We start from the raw sequence: 20,154 nt of genomic DNA on the forward strand, positions 1-20,154 counted from the left end.
TATGAAAAAAAGTATCTGTATGCTATTGCTCGGCTGTCTTTCGGCTTCGGCCCAAAATTTTGTCACCGTAAAAGGAACCGAATTTTTGCGCGATGGGAAAGCCTATCATTACATAGGTGCCAATTACTGGTATGGTGCTTTATTGGCATCTGAAAAATATGGCGACCGCAAACGGCTTTTGCGCGAACTCGATCAGCTCAAGGCCAACGGCATGGACAACCTGCGTGTCTTGGTCGGTGCCGATGGCGGGTCATACGATTATACCGTTCCGTATGCGCTGCAGCCAAAGCAGGGACAGTACGATGCCGCAGTCCTCGACGGACTCGATTACCTGCTCAGCGAAATGAAGAAACGCGATATGGTTGCCGTATTGTATCTTACCAACAACTGGGAATGGAGCGGTGGCATGTCCCAATACCTCGAATGGAACGGATATGGCGAAATCCCGAATCCGAACCTCAAGCCGGAAAACACCTGGCCCAAATTCATGGATTACGTTTCCCAATTCCACAGCTGTGGAGCGTGTAAGGAAGCACTTGAAAAGCATATCCGATATGTAATTGGCCGGACGAATGCCTATACCAAAACGAAGTATACCGAAGATCCGACCATCATGGCCTGGCAGGTTGCCAACGAACCGCGCATTTTCAAAGTCGAGAACGAAAAGGCTTTCACGAATTGGCTCGACGAGACGGTGAACCTTATCGATTCACTGGACAAGAATCATTTGATTTGTACCGGATCTGAAGGCAAAGCAGGTTCGAACGATGACATCGCGGCATTCGAGCGCACGCACCAGAACCCGAAAATAGATTACCTGACCATGCACATCTGGCCCAAGAACTGGTCGTGGTATGATTACAAAAACGAAAAAGGAACACTGCCGACGGCCATCGCGAAAGCCACTGACTATATCGAACAACATATCTCGGCGGCCCAAAAATTAAACAGGCCAATCGTGATTGAGGAATTCGGGTTGCCACGTCGAGATGAAAGCCTGTTGCCAACTAGCGATGTCAGCAGCCGCAATGCTTTCTATGAGGTGTTTTTTGACCGGTTGTCCAAAAGTATCAAAGACAAACAGCCGCTGCAAGCCGTCAATTTTTGGGGATACGGAGGCGAGGGCAGGGCAGTCCACGAAAACGGTAAATGGGAAAAAGGCGAAGCATTTACCGCCGATCCACCTCAGGAACCGCAAGGACTCAACGCCGTTTTTTCTACAGATGAAACTACGCTGCAACTCATCAAAAAATACAACCGCAACATCCGGAAATTATAATCCGGATTTTTTTATTCTGTCAGGACAAAACTCGTTTCCAGAACATCATTGCTGCTTCCGCCGACGAAGATTTTGAACGAACCCGCTTCGACTTTGTAATTTCCGTTGTTGTCGTAAAACCCGAGTTCGTCATTCGTCAGTTTGAAATGGACGGTTTTCGATTCGCCTTTTTTGAGTTCGGCCAATTCAAAACCTTTGAGTTCTTTTACCGGACGGGCCAACGTTCCGGCTTCGTCGCGAATGTATAATTGCACGACCTCTTTGCCGTCGAAATTTCCGGTATTCTTAAGGGTAACCGATACGTTTACTGTTTCGCCTTTTTTGTACGAAGGCTTGTCCGATTTCAAGTCGGAATAGGCAAACGACGTATAACTCAACCCGAATCCGAACGGATACAACGGTGTTTTTTGAACATCGGTATAGTGCGACCAGAACACGTTATTGTCTGCATCGGTCGGTCTCCCGGTGTTGTAATTGTTATAATAGATTGGCACCTGGCCCACATTCCTTGGGAACGACATCGGCAGTTTTCCGGACGGATTGTAATCGCCATATAACACTTGTGCGACGGCATTTCCGGTTTCGGTTCCCAAATGCCAGGCTTCCACGATGGCAGGGATATGTGCCGCGGCCCATTCGATGGCGAGCGGTCTTCCGTTGTTCAGGACCAATACGATGTTTTTGTTCTCGGCATAAATCGTTTCAAGCAATTCCTGTTGCAATCCGGGCAAATCGAGATTCGTCCGGCTTCTGCCTTCACCGCTCTGGAAGCCGTGTTCGCCAAGTACCATGACGACGGCATCGGCAGCTTTCGCGGCTTTTTTTGCGGCATCGAAGCCAGATTTATCGCTGACGTTGAAAACCAGCTCCTGGGTGAAGGCAGCTGGTTTCGTGATCAAATCGGCACCTTTTTCATAAACAAGCTGGTTGCCTTTGTACGCATTCATTCCTTCGAGTACGCTTACGCCGGTATTGTCATCCGAAGCCAATCGCCACGAACCGAGCGGGCTGTTCTTATCGTTTGCCAAAGCACCGATAAGCGCAATCTTCATCCCTGATTTTTTAAGCGGAAGCAGTTGGTTGTCATTCTTCAGCAGCACGATCGATTTTTTAGCCATATCGAGTACGGCTTCATGATTCTGTTTCTGCCCGATGGTTTTCTCGCGTGCCTCGCTGCAATATTTGTACGGATCATCGAATAAACCCAGCTCGAATTTGACGCGAAGAATCCGTGTCACGGCATCGTCTATCAGTTCCTGTGATACCTTGCCGTCTTGCACGAGTTTGGCTAATTCGGTCACGTAGAGGTTTCCTTCCATATCCATGTCACAACCGGCAGTCACACCATATTTGGCTGCTTCGGCCCCATCTTTTGCAAAACCGTGGGCGACCATTTCGCGCACCGAAGCCCAATCCGAGACCACGAACCCATTGAATTTCCATTGCCCTTTGAGGATGTCGCGCTGCAGGAATGAATTCCCGGTGGCAGGCACTCCGTTGAGTATGTTGAACGAGTTCATATAGGTACGCACACCTGCGGCATTGGCGGCTTTGAAAGGTGGCAGCACAATATTGTATAAGGTGGAATTGCTTATATCGACCGTATTGTAATCGCGTCCGGCTTCGGCAAAACCATAACCGGCAAAATGTTTGGCGCATGCGGCTACCGTATTCGGCGCAGACAAATCTGTCCCCTGGAAACCTTTGACACGCGCAGTTGCTACTTTTGCACCCAGGTATGGATCTTCACCTGCACCTTCCATCACGCGGCCCCATCTGGCGTCTCGCGAAATATCCACCATGGGCCCGAACGTCCAGTTGATTCCGGCCGCCGAGGCCTCATCTGCCGCAACGGCCGCAGATTTTTGGATGGCGTCCATATCCCAACTCGCAGCTTCGGCAAGTGGAATAGGAGATAAGGTCTTGTATCCGTGGATCACATCAAACCCGATGATGAGCGGAATTCCCAAACGTGTCTGTTCGGTCACTATTTTTTGGACGGCCCGTACTTCTTTGACCCCACGGACACTAAGCATTGACCCGATTTTTCCCTTTTTGAGCGCTTCGAATTTCTGTTCTGCGGTTCCGCCTTTGGGCGCTGGGCCGGTGACATCCCAAAAACCGTTGTATTGGTTCATCTGCCCGATTTTTTCATCGAGCGTCATCTCTTTAAGAAGCAACGCGATACGTTGGTCGATGGTTTTTGATTTGTCGTTCCAGGGTCTTTGTTGTGCGTTCATAAGGGTGCAAAGCAGTATGATGGGGAAATATCGTAAGGTCATATTTTATGTTTTGAATCGAAGATTATGCGATCAGGGTTCAACTGAAACTAAAAAGGTAGAAGCCGGAAGTTTGTCGCTGTTGAACAAATCGGGAACGTCGTTGCTTTTAAATGCATACCGCGCCCACAGTGGTGTTTTCACATCTTTGGAATGTACTTTTATGGTATTTCCGGAAAGTGTCACAGTAGCCACATAGAATTTCCCATCTTGGCCCGCGAGTTCAAACAACTGGCTTTTTTTGTTCGTGAAATAAAGTCCGTTAGCGTTGTCGAATGAAAGTGTGACGCTTCCTTTTTCCCATGTTGCCTTTTTGATGAGTGGCCCGTTTACGACGGCATCGGTAACTTTATAGTGTTTTGCCAAAGCCAGATTCGCCAGCCGCAACCCGACCGTTTTTTTGTCTTTCGGATGGATGTCGTCTAAAGGCGAAACGTCTCCGATTACGACAACGCCGGTATTCGGGACAGTCTGTGCCACCTTGCGTTGTGCATCCCTTATGACTGCACCTCCGTGCGGGTTGTTCTCGTAATTATACGGAGCGATCTGGACGATGTAAAACGGAAAATCAGATTTCCACGCGTTTCTCCACGATTGTATCAAAGTGGTAAGCGTTTGGTCGTACACATCAGATCCGGTATTGCTTTCGCCCTGATACCAAAGCGCGCCGGCGATCGTAAACGGAACCAGCGGATGGATCATGGCATTGTAAGCGCGTCCCGGCAATGTCGGCCCCCAATCTATCGGAGACAGTTTTGAGGCAGCTTCCCTGACGATGGGATTTGACGAAACGGCATCTTCTGGCATCCAGATTTCAGCCGGAGTTCCGCCCCAGGCCGATTGGATCAGCCCGATTGGAATATTGTTGAGTCCGGCACTGATCCTTTGTCCGAAGAAATAACCCACGGCGCTGAAATACCGCATGGTTTCCGGCGTGCACAGTGTCCATTGCGCCTGTAAATCCTGCTGCGGATATAAGGCGGATCTTTTGGGAACCGAGAATAATCGGAGGTTCGGGTTTGTGGCATTCGCTATTTCGTGGTCGCCATTATCGATTTTCCAATCGGCAGACATTTCCATATTCGATTGACCGGAACACAGCCAGACTTCACCTATCAGGATGTTTTTGAGCGTGATTTCATTGTAGCCTTTGAGCGTGATGGCAAACGGCCCGCCTGCATTCGGGGTTTTTATCTGGGTCGACCAATTGGCCTCGGCGTTCGATTTGACTTTGTAAACGGCATTGTCCCATCCGGTCGTTATGGTGATTTCCTCATTCGGTTGTGCCCAGCCCCAAATGGCGGCCGTAGCGTTGCGTTGCAGTACCATATTGTCCGATATCACGGCCGGAAGTACAATATTCGCATCGGCAGTAAAACCGGAAATAAGCATCACGATAAGCAGTAGGATTTTATTCATCGAGTAATTTTTTGAATGTGGCTTCGAGTTGTGCCGCCATTTTTTTATGGTCTTCGATATCCGGATGAGAACCGCAACCTTTCGGAACCATCGGCCCGTATTCGAAAAGACTTATGGGCTTGTGGTTCTTATCTGATGCAAAAGCGGCGATGACTTCTTTGAGGCAGCTCACGAAAACCTCATTCTTTGCACCGCTGACCATCGGGCTGTTAAGCAAAATAATCCGTGTTTTTGGGTATTTGCGATAGATATTGCGGACGAATCCAATGTAATTGGCAATATACTTTTGTCGGTTGAACGGAAGCCGTGGCTTGGTTCCGTCTCCATCTGAAAAATCGTTCGTGCCCAGGCAGATGCTGACAAGATCGGGCTGGAACGTGTCCGGAAAAGCCTTGGTCGATTCTTTGGTCAGGTACAATTTATCGTAGACGTCGGGCATAATCGCTTCGTCTATATGCTCGTCGTTCCAGTTGCGGTACATGCCGATTCCCGAAACCGAACTCAACAGGAATTGCGCGTTGAGTTTTCGGCTCAAAATAGGCCCATAAGCCCAATAGGCGTTGTGCTGGTCGAACCATTCGCCGGTTCCGCAAGGGATTTCGGCGGCATCGTTGCCCATTCCGGAGGTGATGGAATTGCCTATGAACTCGATTTTCTTTTTACCTAAGGGCTTGGGTTCGTCCAATAATGTATTCGGGGAACTTATGAAATACAAAGGCCCGTTCGTCGCTTCGGTCGCCTTGAAGATTTTTACCAGATGCGCCCTGGCATCATTTGGGGCTTTGAGGCTGTATTCTTTTTGGTTTTTCTCTACACGGATGCGGCCCGAATAGACACCGTCGATTTCAATCGAGGCATACGCATGATGCTCGTCACCGCTTTTGAGGACAAACCGAATCGTAGCATCGGGCGTGGTGTAACTGACGGAAGATGCGGCACCGATAAGTGTGATGCTTCCATCGGGCAAGGCATCGGTACGGCCATCGGCCCTGAATTGTGCGTGGATTGCCGAAACAAGGAACAGGGCAATCAGCGAAAACGATATATTTTTCATAATCGTAAAAATACCGTATTGGATTGCCAATTACAGATATTCGATTGTCAAAATATGATAGGAAATTAAAGAATCGGATTTTAAATCAGTGACCGAATACCAGCGACAGTTTCTCAGGCGAAATTTGGTAAGTCGGATTGAATTTTCCCGATTCCATATAGTCGAGCAACGAACGATACAGCTGTGTCGCTTCAGGAACTTGAGGTAAATCCGGAAGCCGGGACATACATACCAGCAATTTTCCTTTCCCTACACGGAATTCGAAAACCAATCCGAGTTTGTGGTTGCGCTCCAGATTATCGATGACCTGGATTATGGGCCGATAGCTGTTTTCGGTCTCGTCGAGCATCAGTGAATTACTCGCTTTGACTATTGAAAACCAGTTCCAGTCGGTATGGGAATCTGTCGGGAAGGAATTGAAAACAGGATGTGACGGATCCATCAATAATCCTAAAGTTCCGGACGAAACCGGTTTTTTATTCGATTCACTGATGCTTTTGAACATGCCGTAATTCCAGAATTCGGGTGGAAAATGTCCGGCGAAACTATTTTTGGCGACATCGGCTGTTTTGGGAAACAACAGGACTTTTTCGCCCTGAGCCAGTTTCTTTAAAGTCAATTGATCTAATTTTTCAGCTATCGAAATACCTTTTGGAATTCGGACGGTCGTCGGTTTCGGATACACCCAAATGGAATAGGTGTTGGAAATATCAGTTTGGCCGAATGAAACGGAAACGGTCAGTTTTTCGGGTTTTGTAATGGAAGATAGATCTGCCGTGATTTCCCCAAGTCCAGACAAGCCGTCGTTTTTGATTTCGGCCGATGGAAAAAAACCTTGTCTGAATACGCTTCCATCCGCTCTTTTGATTTCCCAACGAACCGTTTTATTTATGTTTTGTGCCGAATAATTGGCGACGACGAGTTTTGATCTGAATTCTTCTCCCGATGTATAACAGTATTTCGGGAATTCAAGCAGCAACACGATGGCATCACAGGATTGCCGCCAATTTTCCGGACTGATGACGTTTTTCGATGCCATGAATGCATCAAGCACACCAATAAGCGCGGTGCCTTGTCCGGGGAAATCCTGCAAATCCAGAAGCTGGAAGCCCGCGAGATTTTTCGTCCGGATGGCCGTTTCCATTTCTGCTTTGTAGCACAGCGCAGCCCATGCGCCGGAAGCTTTCTGGAATGCGCCTGCCTGATCCAACATGCCGGCTTTTTTGAGTTTGCTTCGGAACGTTTCCAGATTCCACGGTTTGAGTACGCCGGTGTATTTGGTGATTTCGGAATAATCGGGATAAATCTGGTATTGGCCTATTTCGTGGCTGATGAGCGGAATCTTCAATCTTGAAACGGCATAATCGAAAGTCCTGTCGGTCGATGGGATTCGTGTGTTCAGTATGCCGCCCTGATCCGCGTCGGCAAAAGCGTGGGTCAGCCGTGTGTGTGCCGATTGGGAATCGCCGTCGTAAGGTGTCCGTGCCCCGATGAAAAAGTCAGCATACGAACGCGGTTCGGTATAACCAATATTGTTGTTGGAACCAATCGCATACAAATGACGGCGGTCAAATGCTTTTATCGCAACCATGTTCTTTTCGACGTTGTCGTGTCCGCTCCATATTTCATTGCCGGGCGAAAACAATACGAAAGACGGATGGTTCCCGTATGCTTTGAGCAGGGCAAACGCTTCTTCTTTTTGCATTGTGGCTACAGAATCCGTTTCCATCCCGCCCCAAAACGGAAGTTCCACCTGGATGTAGATGCCTTCCTGATCGGCGGCCGTAAAAGCGGCTTCGGGCGGACAATACGAATGGAACCGGTAGTGGTTGATCCCATAACTTTTGGCAATGCGGTAGACCTTTACCCAATCGGCTACATCCGTCGGCGTGTAACCTGTAATCGGGAAAACGGCGGCTTCGTGTTTTCCGCGTAAAAAAGCCGTCCGGCCATTGACAGTGAATTTGGTTCCGTCAGCCTTGAAACTGCGCATCCCGAACGAGACGGTCTTGTCATCGGGATAATCCGGAAGGACGACTTTCAACTGATACATCGGCTGATTGAATTCATCCCACAAATCCAAATCGGAACCTGTGAAAGTATAGTCGAGTTTTATGATGTCGCTATTTGGGACAGTGACCTTCTTTGGATTCAGTTTTACGGTTTTGCCGTTGTGTGTCTTTTCCAGATAAAGTTCGACCGAAATGGTTTTGTCCTTTGGTTTTTTGTTTACCGAAAGTTCGATGTCAATCTTTTGATTTTCTACATCGGGATATACCTGAAGGTTCGTGATATGGTTTTTCGCCGATGCCTCAAGTGCTATTTTCCCAATGATGCCGTTCCAGTTGGTTTGCGTGTCGTCTGAATAGATATGGACATTTCCGTACGGCGTCAGCTTTAAATCGTTATTGATCCGGATGCAGATGTAATGCTCCCCGGGAGTCAGGTAAGCAGAGACATCGAAGGTTTGTGGCGACTCGAGCAGGCGCGAAGAACCCACCGGATTTCCGTCGATCCATATTTTGGAAGACTTGGTGCGTTCGAGGAATAGCTCAATGTGTTTATCCCTGAAGTTGTTTGGGATGGTAATCTTTTTTCTGTACCAGGCAATGCCTTCATACATGTACAACCGGTTCAGGTGGAGCAGGGTAGTGTCTTTGTTGCGCGTTCCTTTTTGGTTGGAATCGAGTGTCCCGGGGAATAGGACCGTATCTTCCAATGTATGGGCGAACCACTTTTGTGCCGTTCCTGTATTGTTTGGATCCAGCGCCATTTCCCATTTTCCGGAAAGGTCGATCGATGTCCTTGCAGGATGTTGCGCGATAACCATGCACCAGCATAGTAACAGGAATTGGTATTGGATTTTCATAGATTGTGAGTGCCGATGGCATTTTGAAATGCTGGAAATATAAGAATATTTATCAACTGCCAGTTTTTTGTCACGGATTGGAAGTCCGTGCCAATGGCATTGTTTACGGAAGTGTCGTTTACAAAATTTTGTAAACAGGAAATGTGTAAACGTGCAGATAGATTTTTTTACTACTTTAGGAAAAACCATAAAGCTACCCTGATTATGCTCGCAACCGGATCAATTGCCCCTGAATTTTCTTTACCTGTGACGCCTGACCAGTTCCTCAGCCTTTCCGAGCTCAAAGGCAAAAGGGTCATACTGGCTTTTTATCCCGCCGATTGGAGCCCTGTATGTGGCGACCAGATGGCACTTTATAACGAAATGCTCAAATTCTTTAAACAGCATAATGCGGAACTGTTGGGAATTTCAGTGGATGGAAAATGGTGCCACACGGCATTCAGCCAGGACAGGAAGCTTCATTTTCCGCTTCTCGCAGATTTTGAACCCAAAGGAGCGGTCGCAAAATTGTATGACGTATTCGACGAAGCGTCCGGCGAATCGAAACGCGCGCTTTATGTAATCGATGAAGAAGGCGTAATTGCCTGGAGTTATCTGTCGCCTAAAGGAGTAAACCCCGGTGCGGATGGAATTCTTGATGCATTGGAACAACTTAATACCAAATAATTATGGCTTTACGTAAACCTGTCGATGCAGACGACCATATAGAAGGAAACATACATGCGGCCATTGAATTGGTCGAATACGGTGATTACCAATGCCCGCATTGCCAAAAGGCGTATTATATCGTGAAAAGATGGCAGCGTGAATTTGGGGATAACCTCAAACTGGTGTTCCGGAATTTTCCGCTCGAAAACATCCATCCGCTGGCAAAACCTGCCGCCATAGCTACCGAAGCTGCCGCGCGCCAGGGGAAATTCTGGGAAATGCACGATCATCTTTTTGAAAACCATGACGATTTCAGTCGCGGAAAACTCGTGCAATTTGCAGAGGAACTGGGGCTGAACGTCACTGATTTCAGTAAAGACCTCGAAGACCCGGAACTTTCGGCCAAAGTAGATGCTGATTTTTACGGAGGCATGCGCAGCGGCGTCAATGCTACCCCGACGTTTTTCGTGAATGGGGAAAAATTCGAAGGAAGTTGGGATACCGGAGAGCTTCGGGATTTTTTACAGAACCTGATTTAATTTCTGGCTTTATACTTTAAAAGTGCATTAACCCCTTCTGTTATTTAGTGTTAAGCCAAAATCTCCGATTCGGAATTTGGCTACATTTGTCCACATGAGTATCACGGGACGTTTATCGAAAGTCAAATATTTCCGGCTGTATGCGTATATGGCGATAGCAATTATCGTGGCATTCCAGGCGTATTGGCTGTATTCCGTTTATGATTCGAGAAAGACGCTGATACTCGAAGAAGGACAGAATATATTGCGGGCTGCGGTACTCGATCACGATCATCAGGCTGTTACAAGGCAACTCAATGGTCTTGCCGATTCCAACGGCAATGTGGACGATGTGGTAAAGCAATTGCTGACGACCTTAAAGAACCGGAAGGACATATCCATAAAGCTTCAGGTTGACGGTAAAACGGCTGAGGACAGTCTTTCACGCCAAATGCTGGACAATCTTGCCCGTCCCAAAGCCGCGGCTAAAATCAATCCTGAAAAAGAAATCTACAAGGCTGTTTCCGGTGCCATGGCATTCAAATTCGGGCGTACCGATTACCAGGTCGTGTTTACACATAACGATAAGAGCCAGGCTTTTCCGGATACGCGCAACGGAAGTTTTGCCGAAACCCAGGAAATCCGTTCGGAGGTATTGGATGCGGGCCAGTATTATCATTTGCGGTTCTACGACATAAACAGTATAATCCTGCGGCAAATCTGGCCGTTCCTGATTTTATCCGTATTCTATCTGGCTATTTGCATCGGAGCCGTGATCCTGCTGACCAAAAACGTATACAGAGCAAGGAAACTCATGCAGCAAAAGGACAGTTTCACCAACAGCATGACGCATGAATTCAAGACCCCAATGGCGACTATTTCGGCGGCACTTGAAGCCCTGCAAAACTTCGGCATCCTCGATGATCGCGAAATGACCAAAGAATATCTGGGCATCATGGGAAAAGACCTGAACCGGCTTATGGAAATGACCGATTCCATATTGATGAACGCCCGCATGAGCGATGGCAAAATAGTTTTGTACCCGATTACCGTCAACCTTCCGGATTTCGTTACGGGAGTCTGTGACGACCTCAAGCCGATACTTTCCAAAAAATCTGCAGAACTCAGCATTGAAACAGATGGGGACACAATCCCGGTTCATATCGACAAAGAACATTTCGGGAATGTGATCCGCAACCTCGTCGATAATGCCATCAAATATTCACCGGAGCCGGCGCGTATTTCAATCCGTATCGGTTCCGAAAAAAAATCCGCGACACTCTTATTTTCAGACCAGGGAATGGGAATTCCGGAGAAATATAAATCTGAAATCTTCAAGCCGTATTTCCGGATACAGGAAAACGATACGTACACCGTCAAAGGTTTCGGCCTTGGCCTTACTTATATCCGCCAAATCGTTTTATTATCGGGCGGAAGCATTTCACTGCAAAATCAGCCAGCCCAAACCGGAACCACGTTTAAAATCTCAATCCCGCTGCATCATGACTAACGCCAGGATACTCTATCTCGAAGATGAGCAATCGCTTGGAAAGATCACAAGCGACATGCTCGTAAAAAATGGCTTTATGGTAGACTGGATACAGGATGGCAAAAAGGGGCTTGAAGCGTTCCGTTCCAAAGGTTACAGCATTTGTGTGGTGGACATTATGATGCCCGGGCTGGACGGATACAGTTTCACCAGGGAAGTACGCAAAAGCAATGCGTCGGTTCCAATTATTTTCCTTACGGCGCGTTCATTGACCGAAGACGTCATCAAAGGTTTCGAGACCGGCGGCAACGATTATATGCGAAAGCCGTTCAGCATCGAGGAACTTATCGTGCGTATCAATTCTTTGTTGCAACGCATCGCCAAACCCGAAGAACAGGCACAGACCGTATTTGAACTGGGTAAATACACTTTCGATTATGCAGTCATGGAGCTCAAAGGCCCGACCAGAACATTTACGCTGACGAATCTGGAGAATGAAGTGCTGTACAGATTGGTAACGCACAAAATGGCCGTGGTGGAACGCCAAAAGATCCTTATAGAATTATGGGGAGACGATACGTTTTTCAATGCGCGCAGTATGGATGTCTTCATCACTAAATTGCGTAAATACCTTTCGGAAGATGCGTCGTTGTCGATAGTCAATATCCGCGGTATCGGGTATAAGCTTATTGCCAGATAGGTCGGTATGTGGCATTTTATAATTTGAACTTTTTACCGTCCTCGAAATTTGCCGGAAGCTTTGGGCTTTTGATGCCAAAGGGTCCGGTTCCTTGTTTATGGTAATAAAATTCATTTTCATCATCCGAATATCTTCCGGCACAAAGCAAATTGAAAGTTGTACTTCTTTTGCCGGATTTTAAAACATTGATGTCAATCCAAACCGGGCATTTATTTTCGCGCCATAACAGTTCCACGACTTTTTCTTCGGTCAGGTCCAATACCAGGCCGCCTTCATCTTCGGGGAACACTTTGAATTTTCCAGGAATGTCCTGATCGAAAGAAGCATTGAGAATAACATTATACCTGAAATCCGAAACTAATTTATCTGTAATGAAATGTTCAGCGAACCGCATTGCTTTTACGCTTACTTCATGTAACAAGTTGTGGAATTCGGGTTTAGTCATATAAAAATTTATAGAGGCGTCTTCAAATTTAGTTTAAAATCAGATGTTATCGGTGTAGCCCATGTCATACTGTTAAACGTATAGTGTTGCTTTTATAATACCAACTGGAAGTTCGTTTACAAATATGTTGTTTACGAAATTTCGTAAACAGGAAATAGGGAAACGGCTTTTTCAGGCACGCACTGAAAGTCCGCGCCAGCGACTACAAGTCCGCGCCAACGATTAAAAATCCCGCTTAACACTCCTTAACAGTCAATAAGGTTTCATAACTTTTTACTGGTTATCAGTGATTTACATTTGTATCAGAACTTTAAATCATTTTAATCATGAAAACACTTATCACCCTTATTTTCGCATCGGTAGCTTTGTTGACAGCAACCGTTGGACAGGCTCAGGAAAACGAATACCGCAAAGAACTGGACGCGGTTTTCAATTCATTCAAAAACAAGAATTACTCTTTGTTGAAACCCATTGTTGACGACCAGGTCAAAATCAACCCGAATATACCCGTCGGAATGAACGACATGGTAATCCCTCAGGTCATCGCACAGCTTCCGTCACCTCAAAGCTACAAGGTCATCAAAACTGAAAAAGTAGGCGGCGGTTACAAATTTACGGTCGAATACAGTTACAAGGAACGGAATGCGCGCCTGCAATACTTTACCTTCAACGAGAAACGCAAGATCGTGGATCTGGATGTTTTGGGCGATGCGACTACGGTAGAAGCCTCGATAGGAACGAATTGATACGGTACGCAACAATTTTTCAATTACTTTTAATTCATGACCATGCATTTCCAAATGAAAACCGGCATTTCCCGAATCGTATTTCCAATAGCATTCCTACTTTCACTGCTGTGTTCATCCTGTGCCGATAAAAGTACCGGAGAAATCGAATCACGTGTGGAGATCGTGCAGAAATCGATGCAACACCACAGCCTGGATTCGTTGCGGCCGTATCTGGCTTCAGGGTATACCGTTAAGGGATTGCCCCAGGGATTCGAAGCGTTAGTGCTGTCTGAACTCTTCAAAAAAATGCCTGCTCCCAAAGGATATGTCATTACAAAGACGAGTGAGGAAAAAAGAGGGACACGACTTAAAGCTACCTTCTATTTTGAAAATATAGATTCGCTTCATGCCAATTTCCTGATCGCCAAAGACGGCCAGTTCCTTGAGCTGAACCTGCTCGACAGCGCCGACATCAAGACGGCTGCCGATTCGGTTCCTGCCCAAACGGAAAAGGACTCCAAGCCGCAATAATCCATTGAATTTTTAGAATCGGTAACGGTTGGTTTTCCAGGCTGTTACCTCTGTTGCCCAAGTACACACTTTTGGGCCCGGGCATCGCCATATCATTTATCAACCTAATACACTTAAAAAAATGAAACGATTATTCTTTATCACAGGGCTTGCCGTACTCAGCTTTATCAGCCATGCCCAAAGTCCCGCCAAGACCCAGTACCTGGAGTCTAACGGAAGAAAACTCGCCTATCGCGTCATAGGTGCCGGAACACCCATCATCATCGCCAATCGCTTCCGCGGAACACTCGACACCTGGGATCCGTTATTCCTGAATTCGCTCGCAAAAAACAACCAGGTCATTATTTTCGATTATTCGGGAATTGGATATTCCACAGGAAAATTGCCGACGACTTTACCTGAAGTCGCCAAAGACATTAAAGACCTGGCCGACGGGCTCAATATCAAAAAAGCAGCGATAGGCGGGTGGTCTTACGGCGGCTTGGTCGCACAGGTGGCCTCGCTCGAATATCCGTCACTGGTTACGCGACTGATCCTGCTCGGGACGAACCCGATAGGGAAGAACGAGCTGCCTTTGGAACCGTTGTTCCTTGAACATGCACTTAAGCCCGTAAACGATTTCAACGATGAGACTGTACTGTTCTTTGAGCCGGCATCGCCTGAAAGCCTCAAACTTGCCAAGGCATCACACGACCGCATTTACAAAAGCATCGACGTCTCCAAAATCCCATCGACCCAGGAAGTCTTCAACCTGTACTTTGCCGGAGGTGCCGATTCACGCGAAGATAAAGCCGGTCTTCGGCAGAAGTTCATCGCTACAAAAATCCCGGTACTGATTCTTTCCGGCGACCACGACATCAGCTTTCCGGTAGAGAACTGGTACAGCCTGACGCGTAAGCTCGCGACTGCGCAGCATATCGTCTTTGCACACACCGGCCATGCGCCCCAACACCAGTTCCCTGAATTGTCCGCCGATTACATCTCAAGCTTTATCAACAGAACCAATAAATAATTTAAAACCATAAAAACGCTAAAAATTATGAAAACAACAACTCTTATCAAAGCTACAAGTTTCCTTTGCCTCGTTTTGGTTTCCTGCAACAAAAAGGAATCGCCTTTTGGCCTCAAAGCAAAAATCTCGACAACAGGCGAAGTCGCCGATTACGCCACAGATCCGAACATCGACAAAGGCACCAAAGAATTCCTCAAAGTACTCAACTCCGGAGGGACGCCTCTTGAAAAACTTCCGGTTGCCGATGCACGCAAGGTATTGGAAGGCGCACAGGCCGGCGTGAACGCAGATGTCTCAGGCATAGACGAACAGAACAAAACCATAGAATCGGACGGATTGAAAGTGAACCTTACCATTGTACGTCCTGCAGGTGAAACCAGAAAAATCCCTGCATTCCTGTTCATCCATGGTGGAGGCTGGGTGCTTGGGGATTATCCGACCCACAAACGCCTGATCCGTGATCTGGTCGTCGAATCAGGATACGCTGCCATCTATGTGGATTATTCCAGGTCGCCCGAAGCCAAATACCCCAAAGCGCTCAATGAAATCTACGCCGCCCTTAAGTGGGTTGCTGCCAACGGGGATGAAATAAACGTTGACGGAACAAGGATCTCGATGGTCGGCAACAGTGCCGGCGGAAATATGGCTGCCGCGACAACCCAGCGCGCCAAAGACGAAAACGGCCCGAAAATTACAAGCCAGGTCTTATTATGGCCCGTAGCCGATGCCTCGTTCGACAGTGAATCGTATGAGAAATTCGCGACAGATCGTTTCCTTACGGCCAGCGTGATGAAATGGATGTTCGATCAATACACCACCGATCCAAAGGCACGCAGCGGCAAATACATTTCGCTTGTCAATACGCCTCAACAAGATCTCACAGGCCTGCCACCGACTTTTATCCAGACCGCAGAGAACGATATCCTTCGCGATGAAGGGGAAGAATACGGCAGAAAATTGGACGCAGCCGGGGTCAACGTTACCATTACGCGCTATCAGGGGATGATACATGATTTCGGTTTGCTCAATGCGCTGGCGAAGTTACCCGGAACGCGCTCACACATCACCCATGCGGCAAGCGAACTCAAAAAGCATCTGAAATAACCACCCACAAAATCAATCAACCTTAAAAGTATATAGTCATGAAAAATAAATCAAAATACATCGTATTCATCACCGGAGCCTTCGTAACACATCACGGCTGGCTACCCTGGAAAGAATTTTTTGAAAACCACGGGTACATCTGTATCGTCAAGCCGTGGCCGCTCAAAGATGGCACCGCAAGCGAACTGCGGGCACGTCAGGGACAGGATACCGATCTGGGCCTTATGCAGTATTCCGAAGTCCTCGACCATTATGCCGACATCATCCGCGAACTTCCCGAAAAACCGATACTGATAGGACATTCCGTAGGAGGCCTGACCACCCAGCTGTTGGTTCAACGCGATTTGGCCGTAGCGGGAATCGCCCTGCATCCGGTGCCGCCACAGGGAGTCATTTCGTTCAAATGGTCGTTCCTCAAATCGGTATGGAAACCGTTGGGACTGTTCACATCGGCCCGAAAGACCCACCTCATGAGCCTCGCCGAATGGCAATACGCGTTCACAAACGGCATGAGCCTCGAAGACCAGCTCGAATCCTATGACCAGAACGTAATCCCGGAATCGAAGACCGTCCTTCGCGACACGCTCAGCAGCACGGCCCATATCGACTTCAAAAAACCGCATGCGCCTTTGCTGATCCTTTCCGGAACAAACGATCACATCATTCCGGCATCGCTCAACTATTCAAACTTCAAAAAATATAAAAACAGCAGTTCCATTACGGAATACAAGGAATTCGAAGAAACGAACCATTATGTAGTGAGCCTTCCCAAATGGCAGCGCCAGGCGAATTATATTCTGGATTGGTTGGGGAAATATGAGATATGATTTTGATTTTGATTGGTGCTTGCTTTTCGGTAGCGCGGACTTGTTGTCCGTGCTATTGTTTTTTGTACGAACCGGAAACCTGTGCTAAGATGACTCTTGTTTACGGATTTATCGTTTACAAAATTTTGTAAACAGGGAATTGGGAAACAGGATTTTATGTTGGTGCTTTTTTGAGGTATTAGGGCACGGACTGGAAGTCCGCGCTATCGGGTTTCCGTACCGTACATCGTAATAATTGTCAGAGCAATTTAATAGGAACTATATGTTATATAGTGAAATTTAAAAAAGGCTGAATCCTGCATGATTTCTTTTTGCAATTCCTCATATTCATCACTACGATATCTACGTGTAACTATAGACCGGCCAACTCACTGAAACATGATAATTCCCAAAGAATCTGTGATGAATAAATTTAGACTGTAACCTCCATGTTTCGGAATGCAATTATATTTCCGGACTTCTAATTTTCTATCGCCGAATGAAATTAGTCTTTTATCTAAAAATTTGATTTTTATTTTATTAAACTTAATGCTGTCTTTGAATTGGATCAACGAATCGGCTTTTATGATTTCAGCTTCATATTTATAAATGAATGTAGTCTTTTGCGGATAACTGATTTTTTGGATGTGTAAAGGTTTGAGGATTTTTTGAGTTTCGATAGGTTCCCCCATTATATAATCTGTATAATATGATTTATAATCGGAAACGACGGGTTTACTGATCTTGTCGGTATGTTCTGTTTGCGTGTCATTACGGGCACAAGAAACAAGCAAAAGCAGAGGTACTGAAATGTTGTATATAAATGTCCTCATGATTTAAACGAGCAGGTTAAAACATTTTTGATTCGAAAAGCAACTGATAAACGGTTTGCCAAAGGTGGAAATTACAGCAGGGAAACATAACATTATTTTATGTAATCCATAATATTCCTGACGTCAGAACTACTTAGGACTTGTTCCGATAGATTCCTGTGGAAATCCACATCCAACCTTTCAAATTTCAAAGAATCGTTTTGATGCCTCACCGTATCCAAATAGGCCCAGAATAGTTCCGGTTTGACATGGCGCAAAACAGGTCCTTGTGAACGCGCATCCAGTTTATGGCAGGCCGCACAATATTGGTTGAATGTTCTTTTTCCTTGGACGGCACCAGGGCCAAGTTTGGGTGTGCCGCATAAAAGGACCGGCATCACCCTTTGGCAAGCTGGCTCTGCGCTTGTTTTTTGATTTGACATATACAGGCTGCAAAAAAGTACCAAAACAAAAATCAGGAAACCGGTCGCAATAATGCCAATGCGGAGTTTGGTTTTTTTGTGGTTGCTGACAGATGGCATTGTTGGCGGTTTTACCAGATCAAAGGACTTCGGAATGATATAAAAGTAACGTTATTTAGCTTTAAGACAATAATCGCGAATTCATAATATACCAGATATCATTAGATTTTTGTTTACTGGTTTATCGTTTACAAAATGTTGTAAACAGGAAATAAGGAAACTGGATTTTTGTAGTGATGTTTTTAAAGTTGAGAAATCTGGATGATTTGGAATTACAATCTGGTCAGAACTAGAAAAGCTTTCTCACTATTTATCAGAGTCCGCTTAACTCCAAAAGTAGATTGCCAGAATCGCTTTCAGGATCATAGCACTTTTTGAAAAGCAGATGGTTTTTCGGTTCAGCCGTTTCAGGTGCGTCCGCAAAGACAGATTCTTTCTTTCAATACGATTGGTTCCGAAGCGTTCCGTAAAATGTAAATGCCTCGGGACAAGGAATCTGTAATTTCTCAATCGATCCGTATAAATCCTTTCGGCTTCAGACAGTTCTAAAGTTTTGATTATAGAATTTAGCGTCTTGTTCGTTCTTTTGCCAATAGAAAAACCGATCACATTCTTTGTCTTTCTATCTAAGGCGTAGGCTATCCAGATTAGTTCTTTCCTCCTTATAAATGTCCGGATTTCATCGACTTCATAAATTTGTCCTTTACTAATCGTGGGGCGGGGAATACGCTGGGCAATGGATATAATTCTTTTCATTACGGTTGTCGCAGAAATGTTCAGGACCCGTGCCGTGCTTCTTATGCCAAGCCCTTCTTTCGTGAGCAGGATAATTTGCTGGTTGATGGATACGGCACAGGCTGGGTACTTATAATGAAGTTGCTGTCTTTTACCACAACCAAGACATTTATAGCGCTGGGTTCCAATTTTCTGGAAACCATTCCGAATACACTTTCCGTTACAAAACCTACAAGTTATTTCCATGACCTATTCTGATGTATTAGGTTAGAATTTACTGTATCAGGATAAATTTAAAGCATTCAAAATACAAAAGACAACTCACAGGCTGTCTTTTTTTTTTTTGTTTTGAAGAGATTAAGGTCTTATTTTATAAGGTTTTACGATTGGGAATTTTGGAATGACCTAATCTGATACACTACCCTGTATGCGGTATCAGTTGATGTTAAGGGATTATCATCGGAAACAACACTAATATTTGTTATCACGTTAACTTCATATTTACCATTAGTTTCATCACTACCAGAAATTCCCCAACTTTCCTTTATTCCAGATGAAAGTCTTTCAGCATAAGAATTCATTTGTTCGGTGGTAAAAGCTTTTCCAGATTCGTTTATTAGTTTTCCAGTAACGGTCATATTAACTACTGTTGTACCATCATCTCTTACAGACTTTGTCAAAACAATATCTTTTCCATCGGGGTCGACTGCGATAGTTGGCATATTTCCTACATAAACGTATGGCGAGAAATTGTAATATTTATCAGCCAATGGGTCAATATTCATCCATCTCCCAATCGCAGGGTCATAATTCCTCGCTCCATAATCGTAAATATTAAGCCCCAGCTCGTCCTGCCACTCCTTCCCATTGTATTTATAAAGATACGGATTCTCTTCCCCAAACGGCGTCGGCTTTATCATAAGCTGTTCTTCTTCCCTGGCAAAATCCTTTTTACCGGAACTGTAGTTGCTGTGCTTTAGCCCGAAAGGGTAATAATGGTCTTCGTTTAATATTTTCGTTTCCCCGTCGACGAAGTCATAGGCGTAGTTCATCCGGATGTTGCCCAGGTGGTCTTTGTACTGGTACACGTAGCTGAAATCATATTCGGATTGGCCTTCCTCGGGGTTTTCCTTCGGGGTGGCGCGCACGTAGCCTTCGGGGTGGGGGAAGAACTGCAGGACATCGTCTACGTATTGGAAGCCGTCGAGGTACAGGGTTCTTTCGGTTTGGCCTACCTGTGTCAC

The 20,154-nt window shown here is 46.1% G+C and carries 19 protein-coding genes; 10 read left to right on the forward strand and 9 right to left on the reverse strand.

All coding sequences use genetic code 11. The features are described from left to right. Position 1: 1 nt before the first annotated feature. Entirely contained in the window at positions 2 to 1,279 is a 1,278-nt protein-coding gene (locus G6047_RS05185; RefSeq protein ID WP_169526417.1) for a glycoside hydrolase 5 family protein, read from the forward strand. A gap of 11 nt (positions 1,280 to 1,290) precedes the next feature. Here the strand turns inward: G6047_RS05185 and bglX are convergent, their stop codons facing one another. From bglX to G6047_RS05205, 4 genes are all read right to left on the reverse strand, one after another. Continuing rightward, positions 1,291 to 3,561 (reverse strand): beta-glucosidase BglX, encoded by a 2,271-nt coding sequence (gene bglX, locus G6047_RS05190; protein ID WP_169526418.1) that lies wholly within the window; start codon positions 3,559 to 3,561, stop codon positions 1,291 to 1,293. Positions 3,562 to 3,591: 30 nt separating this feature from the next. Continuing rightward, positions 3,592 to 4,977, reverse strand: coding sequence for a sialate O-acetylesterase (locus G6047_RS05195; protein WP_169526419.1), 1,386 nt, complete (start codon positions 4,975 to 4,977; stop codon positions 3,592 to 3,594). Beyond that, complete coding sequence (locus tag G6047_RS05200) at positions 4,970 to 6,031, reverse strand: SGNH/GDSL hydrolase family protein (protein ID WP_169526420.1); 1,062 nt, start codon at positions 6,029 to 6,031, stop codon at positions 4,970 to 4,972. Before G6047_RS05200 ends, G6047_RS05195 begins: the two co-directional genes overlap by 8 nt. Positions 6,032 to 6,116: 85 nt before the next feature. Continuing rightward, entirely contained in the window at positions 6,117 to 8,900 is a 2,784-nt protein-coding gene (locus G6047_RS05205) for a sugar-binding domain-containing protein (protein WP_169526421.1), read from the reverse strand. A 204-nt stretch (positions 8,901 to 9,104) separates the two neighbouring features. Here G6047_RS05205 and G6047_RS05210 point away from each other — a divergent pair, with 204 nt between their 5' ends. From G6047_RS05210 to G6047_RS05225, 4 genes are all read left to right on the forward strand, one after another. Further along, positions 9,105 to 9,566 (forward strand): redoxin domain-containing protein, encoded by a 462-nt coding sequence (locus G6047_RS05210; protein WP_169526422.1) that lies wholly within the window; start codon positions 9,105 to 9,107, stop codon positions 9,564 to 9,566. Between the two features lie 2 nt (positions 9,567 to 9,568). After that, a complete protein-coding gene (locus G6047_RS05215; RefSeq protein WP_169526423.1) occupies positions 9,569 to 10,087 on the forward strand; it encodes a DsbA family protein in 519 nt (172 codons plus the stop codon). Between the two features lie 76 nt (positions 10,088 to 10,163). Further along, entirely contained in the window at positions 10,164 to 11,576 is a 1,413-nt protein-coding gene (locus tag G6047_RS05220) for a sensor histidine kinase (RefSeq protein WP_169526424.1), read from the forward strand. After that, positions 11,569 to 12,255 (forward strand): response regulator transcription factor, encoded by a 687-nt coding sequence (locus tag G6047_RS05225; protein ID WP_169526425.1) that lies wholly within the window; start codon positions 11,569 to 11,571, stop codon positions 12,253 to 12,255. Before G6047_RS05220 ends, G6047_RS05225 begins: the two co-directional genes overlap by 8 nt. Positions 12,256 to 12,271: 16 nt before the next feature. On the opposite strand, the gene G6047_RS05230 is transcribed toward G6047_RS05225, so the two are convergent. Continuing rightward, positions 12,272 to 12,700, reverse strand: a complete 429-nt coding sequence (locus tag G6047_RS05230; RefSeq protein WP_169526426.1) for a hypothetical protein — start codon at positions 12,698 to 12,700, stop codon at positions 12,272 to 12,274. A 326-nt stretch (positions 12,701 to 13,026) separates the two neighbouring features. On the opposite strand from G6047_RS05230, the gene G6047_RS05235 reads away from it, so the two are divergent. The 5 genes from G6047_RS05235 to G6047_RS05255 all read left to right on the forward strand — a co-directional run bounded on the left by G6047_RS05235 (position 13,027) and on the right by G6047_RS05255 (position 16,902). Continuing rightward, positions 13,027 to 13,446 carry a hypothetical protein gene (locus G6047_RS05235; RefSeq protein WP_169526427.1) on the forward strand — a complete coding sequence of 140 codons (420 nt, stop codon included), beginning with the start codon at positions 13,027 to 13,029 and terminating at the stop codon, positions 13,444 to 13,446. 42 nt (positions 13,447 to 13,488) lie between these two features. Beyond that, positions 13,489 to 13,959 (forward strand): hypothetical protein, encoded by a 471-nt coding sequence (locus G6047_RS05240; RefSeq protein WP_169526428.1) that lies wholly within the window; start codon positions 13,489 to 13,491, stop codon positions 13,957 to 13,959. Positions 13,960 to 14,080: 121 nt separating this feature from the next. After that, a complete protein-coding gene (locus tag G6047_RS05245; protein WP_169526429.1) occupies positions 14,081 to 14,971 on the forward strand; it encodes an alpha/beta fold hydrolase in 891 nt (296 codons plus the stop codon). A 27-nt stretch (positions 14,972 to 14,998) separates the two neighbouring features. After that, positions 14,999 to 16,075, forward strand: coding sequence for an alpha/beta hydrolase (locus tag G6047_RS05250; RefSeq protein WP_169526430.1), 1,077 nt, complete (start codon positions 14,999 to 15,001; stop codon positions 16,073 to 16,075). A 38-nt stretch (positions 16,076 to 16,113) separates the two neighbouring features. Further along, entirely contained in the window at positions 16,114 to 16,902 is a 789-nt protein-coding gene (locus G6047_RS05255) for an alpha/beta hydrolase (protein WP_169526431.1), read from the forward strand. 368 nt (positions 16,903 to 17,270) lie between these two features. Here G6047_RS05255 and G6047_RS05260 read toward each other — a convergent pair whose 3' ends face one another. The 4 genes from G6047_RS05260 to G6047_RS05275 form a co-directional block, all read right to left on the reverse strand. Next, complete coding sequence (locus G6047_RS05260; RefSeq protein WP_169526432.1) at positions 17,271 to 17,714, reverse strand: hypothetical protein; 444 nt, start codon at positions 17,712 to 17,714, stop codon at positions 17,271 to 17,273. Between the two features lie 92 nt (positions 17,715 to 17,806). Further along, complete coding sequence (locus tag G6047_RS05265) at positions 17,807 to 18,235, reverse strand: c-type cytochrome (protein ID WP_317168272.1); 429 nt, start codon at positions 18,233 to 18,235, stop codon at positions 17,807 to 17,809. Positions 18,236 to 18,499: 264 nt separating this feature from the next. After that, complete coding sequence (locus tag G6047_RS05270; RefSeq protein WP_169526434.1) at positions 18,500 to 19,156, reverse strand: IS1 family transposase; 657 nt, start codon at positions 19,154 to 19,156, stop codon at positions 18,500 to 18,502. Positions 19,157 to 19,290: 134 nt separating this feature from the next. Beyond that, the coding region (locus G6047_RS05275) for an RHS repeat-associated core domain-containing protein (RefSeq protein ID WP_169526435.1) at positions 19,291 to 20,154 on the reverse strand (864 nt) is incomplete at its 5' end.

It is taken from the genome of Flavobacterium silvaticum (assembly GCF_012911565.1).
Classification (GTDB): Bacteria; Bacteroidota; Bacteroidia; order Flavobacteriales; family Flavobacteriaceae; genus Flavobacterium; species Flavobacterium silvaticum.